Genomic DNA, 9429 nt, shown 5'->3' with positions numbered 1-9429 from the left:
CCCCGAGGCCCTCTCCATGAAGCGTTTCACCCGCGCGACCCCCCTGCTCGCGCTCCTGACCCTGGCCTGTGGGGGCGGGCAGGAGCCCGCCGTGGTGCTCCCCTACGTGGGCCCCTGTGAGGGCCTCGCGCCCCTGTCCGTGACGGTGGAGCCGACGACGGTGCGCTCGGGTGGCGTGGCCACGCTGGCGGCCACCGGCGGCAGCGGTCACTACAGCTTCCGGGCGGAGGCGGGTGGCTCCTCCGGTAAGGTGAGCGGCGACCGCTTCGTCGGCGGCGAGACGCCGGCCGACGACACGCTGGTGGTGGTGGACGAGCAGTGCGGCGGCTCCGCGACCACGCGCGTGAAGGTGATCGCGGGCTTCGGTGCCTATCCCGCCAAGGCGATGCTGCGGCCGGGCACGACGTTTCAAATCCTCATCGAGGGGCTGGTGGGCACGCCCTCCTACACGCTCACCACCAACGGCTCCGGCGGCACGCTCACGGCGGGGGGCGTCTACACGGCGGGCCCGAAGGAAGCGCTGGACGTCCTCACCGTGCGCGACGCGAAGTCCGGCGATACAGCAGTGCTCCAGTACACGGTGAGCACGGCCGCGAAGCTGGTGGGCGACCCGCGGTACCTGGGCGTGCCGTCGGGCACGTCCGCGCCGCTGGGCACGGCGGGCGGCACGGACCGCGTGGTGTGGACGAAGAAGTCCGGCCCCGGCACGGTGACGGGCGGGCGCATCGTGGTGCCGCCGGGCGTGTCCGGGCTCATCTCCCTGGAGGCGAAGGACGCCTTCACCGGCGACGTGGCCCCGGTGTCGGTGCGCGTGCTGGACGAGCTGTCGCGGCCCCTGCTGGCCCACGGCAAGCTGTCCGACGTGGCCATGATGGTCACCGCGGACTTCGACGGGGACGGCATCCAGGACCTCGCGGTGGGACAGCGCGAGAGCGAACTGGCGCGGCCCACCGGCGGCGCGGTGTTCGTCTACAAGGGCAGCGCGTCCGGGCTGCCCACGAAGCCCACGTGGGTGCTGGCGGGCGAAAGCGAAGGCGCGCTCTTCGGCGACATGCTGGCCGCGGGCGACCTGGACGGCGACGGGCGCGCGGACCTGGCGGTGTCGTCGCCGGGCGCGGACGTGACCATCGGCGACTCGGGCGCCGTGTACCTCTACACGTTCAAGGCGGGGCAGCCGCCCGCGCTGCTGCGGCCGGCGCTCACCGGCCTGGGCCGGGGCGGGTTCGGCGCCGGCATGGCCATCGCGGACGCGGATGGGGACGGGGACCTGGACCTGTTCGTGGGCTCGCCCGGAGGGGACCTGTCCTCCATCGGCGGCATCAGCCGGCGCGGCGTGGTGGACCTCTTCATCCTCACCAAGGGCCAGCCCGTCCCGGACCTGCCGGTGGTGCGGCTGGGCGGACAGGACGTCAATCCGGACGGCACGTTGGTGCTGCGCAGCAACACGGAGTTGGGCCGGGCCCTCGTGGTGGCGGACCTCAACGACGACGGCCGCGCGGACCTGGCGTCGCTCATCCGGCTGTCCCGCTACCGGGCCGACGGCAGCATCGAAACGCAGCAGATGGGCGTGGCGGTGTACTTCGCGCGCGACGCGGCGCCGCGCTTCCGCCCCACCGCGGACCTCTATGTGCTGCCGTCCACCCCGGGCGACGTGAACGGCGAGGGCACGTGGCGGCTGGGCACCCTCCCGGGCGAGGGCTCCCGGCCTCCGCTGCTGGTGGTGATGGCGGACCGGGTCGACTCGCCGGACCTGAGCAAGGTGGGCGGGGTCGCGTTCCAGCAAGACGCGGGCGGCGCCCTCCTGTTCGAGCTGCGCGGGAACACCCCCACGGGTGACCCGGCGGAGAAGCCCGTGAAGGTGCCGCTGGCGAACGCCTTCGCGCGCCTCTACGGCGACGCGCGCGGCATCTCCGCGGCCCGCAGCTGGGCGGTGATGGACGTGGATGGCACGCCGGGGCCGGAGCTGCTCTTGGGCGCGCCCTACGCGACGGTGGGCTCGGGCTCTTCGCAGCTGGGCAGCGCGGGCAAGGTGCTGGTGTTCCCGCTGGCGACGCTCGCGAAGGGCAGCGTGCTCAACAAGCCGTCGGTCGCGCTGGGCGGCGCGGCGAAGTCGGAGATGCTGGGCGCGGGGCTCGCGGCGTGGACGCTGCCCGCGGGCCCGGTGCTGGCGGGCTTCTCCGGACGGGCCTCGTCCCCGCAGGGCGCCTTCACGGGCCGCGTGGACCTCTTCCAGAAGGCGGGCGGCACGCTGGCCGAGTGGGGGCGCAGCGGCGTGGAGGTGACGACGAAGCCCAGCGTGGAGCGCTTCGGTGAGTCCGTGGCGGTGGCGCGGCTGGAGGGCCGCACGGTGGCGCTGGTGGGCGCGCAGGGCTTCTCCGGCCCAGGCCCCAACAACGACGGCAACGACCTCAACGTGGGCCGCGCGTACACCTTCGACGCGGCGCAGCCCGCCCAGGCCAAGGTGGCCGGGGAGGGCGCGAGCGCGCCGTGGGTGGTGGGCCGCAACGTGGGCGTGGACGTGGCGTTCACGGACTTCAACGGCGACGGGCGGCCGGACATGGTGGCGGGCTCCACGGGGCTCGTCATCCCCGGCACGACGTCCGCGGCCGCGGAGCGGGACGTCTACGTGCAGAACGCGTGCATGGGTGCGAACTCACAGTCGCAGGGTGGCCTGCTGGTATCGCTGGGCCAGGTGGACGGCAGCTTCAAGCAGGCCTACCGCGTGTTCGCGCCGTCGGTGATTGAAGGCTGCGACGACCCGGCGGCCGCCCGGTGCAAGCGCAGCGCGATTGGCCGGGGCGTGGTGGGCGGCTTCGACTTCAACGGCGACGGCAAGCAGGACCTGGCGGTGCTGCGCGACCGGGGCTTCGACCTGTTCCCGGGCCAGGCGCCGGAGGATCCGACGCTCGCGAAGCTGACCCTCTCCTGTGACCCCCTCTACTCCTGGCCTGGCTCCGCGCAGCAGACCACCGCCCCCGCGGCGCTGGGCGACCTGAATGGGGACAAATGCGACGAGGTGGCGTGGCGCTACTCGGACGGCACGCGCTCCGGCATCGTGGTGCTGTACGGCTACGACACGGGCGGCGCGCGGTGCGGTGGGCGGACGACGGCGTCCATGGTGCGCATCGCGGCCGACGTCGATGTGCAGCTCAACCTGTACAACCTGGGCGTGGCCACCACGCGCGCGGGCCGCTTCCTGGGCGACACGCGGGACTTCATCGCGGTGACGGCCAACACCTTCCCGGTGGAGGGCGTGACGCAGCCAGCGGTGCTGCTCTACGACGTGGCGAAGATCAACGCGCTCCGGCCCGCGTCCGGTGAGGTGCTGGCGCCCGCGCTGGGCGGCACGCTGACGCCGCTGACGGTGACGTACCGCGCCCGCGCGGTGGGCTTCGGCACGTCGCTCTGGGGCGGCCAGGACCTGACCGGCGACGGCGTGCCGGACCTGTGGGTGGGCGCGCCGGGCGCGTCGGTGAACTCGGACGGCGGCGGCGCGGCGTTCCTCTTCGCTGGCGGCCCGAAGTCGCAGGGGGCGCTGTCGCCCTTCATGACGGTGGTGGGGGATGGCAACGAGCGCGGCTCGCTCGGCCAGTCGCTCGCGGTCGTCCCAGGCGCTGGCGCCACGCCGCCGCACCTGATCATCGGCGCGCCGAAGAGCTACCGCACCGGCACGCAGAACGGCACCGCGTTCTCCCTGCCCCTCGACTTCTGAGGCAGGGCGGCCGTCACACCGGCGGGGCTTCCGGAGGCGGCTTCGCCTCCGGGGGCTCGCGGTTGGCGATGGCCGCCGCGGTGAGGATGAGCACGCCGCCCGCCAGGAGCGACGGCGTGAGCGGCTCGCCCAGCAGCGCCACGCCCAGCGTCACCGCCACCAGCGTGTCCAGCAGCGCCATGGCGCCCAGGGCCGCGAGCGAGATGCGCGGCAGGAGCCAGTACAGGCACTGGTAGGTGATCACCGTGCCGCCCAGCGCCAGGTACAGGAGCGAGCCCACGGCCCTCGGTGTCCAGTGCACCGGCTGGTCTGCCTCCAGGAGCGTGGAGGCACTGAGGAGCAGCACCGCGCTGCTCAGCGTCTGCACCAGCGTGAGCAGGTGCGGCGGCACGTGCGTCATGTGCTGGCGCACCAGCACGTTGGCCACCGCCACCACCGAGGCCGCGCCCAGCGTCATCACGCACCCCAGCACCACCTGCCGGGACAGGCTCAGCGACACGAGCTCCTGGTGCTGGAGCGCCACCACGCCCGCCAGTCCCAGGAACGCGGCGAAGAGCTTGGTCCCGGTGAGTGGCTGATCCGGCAGCAGCACGCGGCCCACCAGCAAGAGCCACACGGGGAAGGTGGAGAAGAGGAGCGCGGACCAGCTGGAGGGGATCCATTGCTGCGCCACGAAGAGCAGCGCGAAGGGCACCGCGAGCTGGAGTACGCCCAGCCCCGCGATGCGCCACCCGGTGCCGCCGCCCAGCGCCGCGCCGCGCGAGCGGGCGAAGGGCAGCAGCGCCACCCCGGCGATGAGCATGCGCGTGCCCACGAAGCGCAGGGGCGGCAGGTCCTGGAGCCCCACCTTCACGACGGCCCAGGTGGACCCCCAGGTGAGGAAGCAGGTGGCGTAGGCGAGGGCGATCTTCCACCGCGGCGCGGACTTCGCGGGGGTGCTCACTGTGATGACGGACGACATGGCGGCGCGGGCAGTAGCACGCGCCGCGCCGCTTTGGCGAACCTCCGTTGAGGGCGCGGCGCGTCAGCCCGCTCCCCCACCCGCTGGCTCACTCCTCCGGCAGCGTCTGCTTCGTGCGCAGCACGGGCGCGAACAGGTCACCCACCGCGTCCAGGCGCTTCTTCCGCGTCTCCAGGCGGAAGCGGTGCGGATCCAACCGGCCGGTGACTTCGCTCCAGTCGAGCGGCGCGGAGAACGGCGCGCCCTCCACGGCACGCAGGGAGTAGGGCGCCACCACCGTCTTGCCGCGCGCGTTCTGCCCCACGTCCAGGTAGAGCCGCCCGCCGCGCTGGTCGATGGAGCGCTCCGTGGTGGCGATGTCGCCCAGGGCCTCCTCCAGCTCGGCGGCGCGCGCGTCCGCGAACGCCTGCGTTTGCGCGTAGGTGTGGCCCGGGGCCAGCGGCACCAGCACGTGCAGGCCGCGCTTGCCGGACGTCTTCGGGAAGGACTTGAGGCCCAGCTCGTCCAGGCGGGCGTGCAGGCGTCTGGCCACCTTCACGACGTCCTTCCAGCCGCCGGTGCCGGGGTCCAGGTCGAACACCACGAAGTCCGGCTGCGCCAGGCGGGGCGCATGGCTGAGCCACATATGCAGGGTGAACGCGGACTGGTTCGCGAGCCACAGCAGCGCGGACGCGTCCTTCACGTTCACGTGACGCAGCGTCTTGTCCTCGTGGCGCACGGTCATCGTGGGCATCCACGCGGGAATGCCGGACATCTCGTGCCGGAAGAAGCCCGGGGCCGCGATGCCCGCGGGCCACTGCTGGTGCGCCAGGGGTCGGTCCGTGAGCACGGGCACGAGGAGCGGCGCCACCTCGCGGTAGTACCCGAACACGTCCTCCTTCGTGAGGCCGCTCTTGGGGAACAGCACGCGGTCGCCGTGCGTGAGGGCCACTTCCGTGTCGCGCGACTTGGACAGCTTCGAGACCTTCATCGGGGTCTTCGCGGGAGCTTTTGCTGCCGCCTTCGTCGCCATCTTCTTCTGGGCCTGTCGCGCGGCCGCGTGTTTCACGGTGCGAGCAGAGGCCTGGTCCGGCGCGCGCCGCGAGCCCTTCCGGGCGCGTGCGCCCTCGGTGGGCGCGGGGGACTCACGCACGACGTCCTCGGGGACCTTGTCGCTGCGCAGGCCCTGGAACACGGGGTGGCGCAGGCGGCCGCCCTTCGTCCACTCCGTGAAATGCACCTGGGCCACGTACTTCGGCTTCACCCAGACGGTGTCCGAGTGCGCGGGGGCATCCACGGCGGTCGGCTTCTTCACGCGCGTGGCGTCCAGCAGCCAGCGCAGCTCGCGGCGGTCCTTGGTGCTGTAGCCAGTGCCCACCTTGCCCACGTCGTGAAAGCCCTCCTTGCCCCGCACTCCCACGCGCAGCGCGCCAATCTCCGACTTCGCCCGCGCGTTCTTGATGGGCAGGTAGCCCAGGATGACGACCTCCTGGCCCGCGACCACCTTCAGCTTCAGCCAGTCCCCGGAGCGCGTGCCCGTGTAGGGCGAGCCCCGGCGCTTGGCGATGATGCCCTCCCAGCCCCGGCGCCGCGCCTCCGACAGCGCGCGCGACAGCGGCAGCTCCAGCCGCTCCGACAATTGGAGGGGCAGCTTCACGGAGGCCATCAGCTTCTCCAGCCGCGCGCGGCGCTCCTCGTAGGGCAGGGCCCGCAGGTCCTCGCCGTTCAGCCACAGCACGTCGAACACGATGAAGCGCTGCTCCGCGCCCTCCTCCGTGTTCTGGAGCAGCTGGAAGCGCGAGCGCCCCTTCGTGTCGAGCGCCACGATCTCCCCGTCCACCACCACGTCGGACGCGGGCAGCTCGCGCAGGGCGGCGGTGAGCCTTGCGAAGCGGCCGGACAGGTCGTTGCCCCGCCGGCTCTGGAAGGCGACCTTGTCGTGCGTGAGGGCGAACACCGCGCGGAAGCCGTCGTACTTCACCTCGTAGGCGTGCGTGTCGTCGTGCACCTCGTCGGACACCGCCAGCCGCGCCAGCATGGGCGGCCACACCCGCTCCAACAGTTGCCGCGGATTCGCGGGCGCCTTGCGAGGCTTCTTCGCGGCGGCCTTCACCACGACGGGCTTCTGGCGGAGCACCCCGGGCTTGCGCGGGCCCTGCGTCGCCACCTGGCCGCTCTTCACGGACTCGGGGCGCTCCACGGTGACGTCGTAGTCCGGCCGCGCGAAGTCATCCTTCGCCTTGAAGAAGAGCCACTGCGCCTTGCCCCCGCGCGGACGGGTGCGGATGAGGTGCCAGCGGCCCTGGAGCTTCGCGCCGTGCAGCACCACCTCCAGGTGTCCGCGCGTGAGCTGGGCGTCGGCCTGGTCCGGCGGCACCGTCTCGAAGGTGCCGGACTCCCACAGCAGCGAATCCCCTCCGCCGTACTGGTCATCCGGGATGTGTCCCTCGAAGTCCGCGTAGGAGCGCGGGTGGTCCTCGGTCTGGACCGCGAGCCGCTTCTGCGAGGGGTCGAAGCTGGGACCCTTGGGGATGGCCCAGCTCACCAGCACGCCGCCAATCTCCAGCCGCAGGTCGTAGTGCAACCGGGTGGCGTCATGCTTGTGGATGACGAAGACGGGCGCGTCCGTGGAGGGGGCCGCCGCGTCGGGGGGCGGCTCGGGCGTCAGGTGGAAGTCACGCTTCGTCCGGTAGCGGCGCAAGCGCGCATTGGCATCAGAGGTCTTCACTCCCCAACGCTCTGCACCGGAGCGAGCGGACGCAATTCCTCACACCGGCTGGTGGGCAGGCGGGCGGGCAACCTCCTTCCAGGCTGCCGTCTGCAAGTCATTGGGGCTGTCCGCCTGCCCTGGGGGCGATGGAGCGACGGGTTTCCAGGAAGGTGGTTGGTGATGTGGGGAAGGGTCTCCACATTGTTCGGGCTCTTGCACTCGCATTGGAGGAGGCGCCGATGGCCGACAAGACCGAAGTGGCCCGCCTGACCAGCCTGGCCCATCTCGATGCGGATGCCGTGGGGGCCTATGACGTGGCCATCTCGCGCATCGGGCCGCCGCTGGTGCGCGAGCGGCTCAACAGCTTCCGCGCGGATCACCTGCGCCACGTGCAGGACCTGAACACGCTCATCCGCGACCTCGGGGGCGAGCCGGTGGCGCTGCGCTCGGACCTCAAGGGCTCCGCGATGAAGGGCCTGACGGCGATGACGGGCCTGATGGGGACGGAGGCCATGCTGTGGGCGATGCTCGGCAACGAGGAGCTCTTCGACCGGGCCTATGAGCTGGCGCTCCAGTTCGAGTGGACCCCGGAGGTGAAGGTCCTCATCCGCCAGCATCGGGAGGACGAGCGGCGCCACGGCACGTGGATCCGCGACGCCGTGCGCACCCGTCCCTGGGCGGAGGCGCGCGCGCCCTTCCTGGAAGGGGCCGAAGTGGGCGCCTGACCGCGCGCCTTCCGCTGCTGCGCTCCCCCGGAGGCTGGCATACGCTGCCGCGCGTGAGCGACATCACGGTCTATCAACCCGACTTCCTCTTCGTGGACGGACGCTTCCACCCGGGCCGAGCGCTCGCGGTGGGCGCGGACGGCCGCGTGCTCGACAAGGTGCCCGAGGGCGCGCGCGTGGAGCGGCTCGCGGGGCGCGCGCTGCTGCCGGGGCTCGTCAACGGCCACTCGCACGCGTTCCAGCGCCTCATCCGGGGGCGCACCGAATACGTGGCCTCGGGACGGGGACAGGACGACTTCTGGTCCTGGCGCGAGGCGATGTACCGCGCCGCGGAGGCCCTGACGCCCGAGGAGGTCTACGTCGCCTCCCGGCAGGTGTTCGTGGAGATGGTGCTCTCCGGCATCACCGCGGTGGGCGAGTTCCACTACCTGCACCACCAGGCGGACGGGACGCCGTACGCGGACCGCAACGCGCTGGCGCATGAGGTCATCCGCGCGGCCACCGACGTGGGGCTGCGCATCTGCCTGCTGCGGGTGGGCTACGCGCGCGCGGGCTTCAACGTGGCGGCGAACCCGCGCCAGCGCCGCTTCATCGACGCGGACGTGGACACGTTCCTGTCCACCACGCAGGCGTTGGCCCAGGCCGTGCGCGGCGACGCGCGGGTGAACGTGGGGCTGGCGCCGCACAGCGTGCGCGCGGTGTCACGGGACTGGCTGGCGCAGGTGGCCCGCGCCGCGCCGGCGGGCATGCCCATCCACATGCACGTGGCGGAGCAGCCCCGGGAGATTGAAGCGTGTCTGGCGGAGCACGGCCGCCGTCCCGTGGAGCTGGTGTCGGACGTGGGGCTGCTGGGGCCGCGCTTCACGGCGGTGCACGGCGTGCACCTGACGGACGAAGAGGTGGCGCTGCTGGGCCGGGCGCGGGCCACGGTGTGCGCGTGCCCGTCCACGGAGCGCAACCTGGGGGACGGCATCGTCCCGGCGGACGCGCTGGTGGGGGCCGGGGCGCGCGTGAGCCTCGGCTCCGACAGCCAGACGGTGGTGGACCTGCTGGATGAAGCGCGGCAGCTGGAGCAGCACCTGCGGCTGGTGCGGCTGCGCCGCGCGGTGCTGGATCCGGGAACGGGCACGCTGGACGGGCTGGCGGCGCGGCTGCTGGACATGGCCACGGTGCAGGGCGCGCGCAGCCTGGGCCTGGACACGGGGGCGCTGTCGCCGGGCGCGCCCGCGGACTTCTTCACGGTGGACCTGACGCATCCGTCGCTGGTGGGCGCGGGGCCCGCGTCGCTGCTGCCGTCCATCGTCTTCGGCGCGACGGCGGGGGCGGTGCGGGAGGTCGCGGT

At 72.8% G+C, this 9429-nt stretch carries 5 protein-coding genes; 3 read left to right on the top strand and 2 right to left on the bottom strand.

Annotation, left to right across the window (positions count from 1 at the left end):
• Nucleotides 1-16: 16 nt before the first annotated feature.
• Entirely contained in the window at nt 17-3712 is a 3696-nt protein-coding gene (locus D7V97_RS34535; RefSeq protein WP_120614880.1) for a VCBS repeat-containing protein, read from the top strand.
• 13 nt (nt 3713-3725) lie between these two features.
• Here D7V97_RS34535 and D7V97_RS34530 read toward each other — a convergent pair whose 3' ends face one another.
• The gene (locus D7V97_RS34530; protein WP_120614879.1) at nt 3726-4673 is read right to left on the bottom strand and encodes a DMT family transporter; all 948 of its coding nucleotides are present in this window, start codon (nt 4671-4673) and stop codon (nt 3726-3728) included.
• 88 nt (nt 4674-4761) lie between these two features.
• On the bottom strand, nt 4762-7380 hold the full coding sequence (gene ligD / locus D7V97_RS34525) for a DNA ligase D (protein ID WP_120614878.1): 2619 nt from the start codon (nt 7378-7380) through the stop codon (nt 4762-4764).
• Nucleotides 7381-7601: 221 nt separating this feature from the next.
• Between ligD and D7V97_RS34520 the strand changes: the two genes are divergently transcribed.
• A complete protein-coding gene (locus tag D7V97_RS34520; protein ID WP_120614877.1) occupies nt 7602-8087 on the top strand; it encodes a ferritin-like domain-containing protein in 486 nt (161 codons plus the stop codon).
• Between the two features lie 53 nt (nt 8088-8140).
• Nucleotides 8141-9429 (top strand): formimidoylglutamate deiminase (hutF, locus tag D7V97_RS34515; RefSeq protein ID WP_120614876.1); only part of this gene is annotated, 1289 nt, incomplete at its 3' end.

This window comes from Corallococcus sp. CA053C, assembly GCF_003611675.1.
Classification (GTDB): Bacteria; Myxococcota; Myxococcia; order Myxococcales; family Myxococcaceae; genus Corallococcus.
This window is presented reverse-complemented; position numbering and strand designations above follow the sequence as displayed.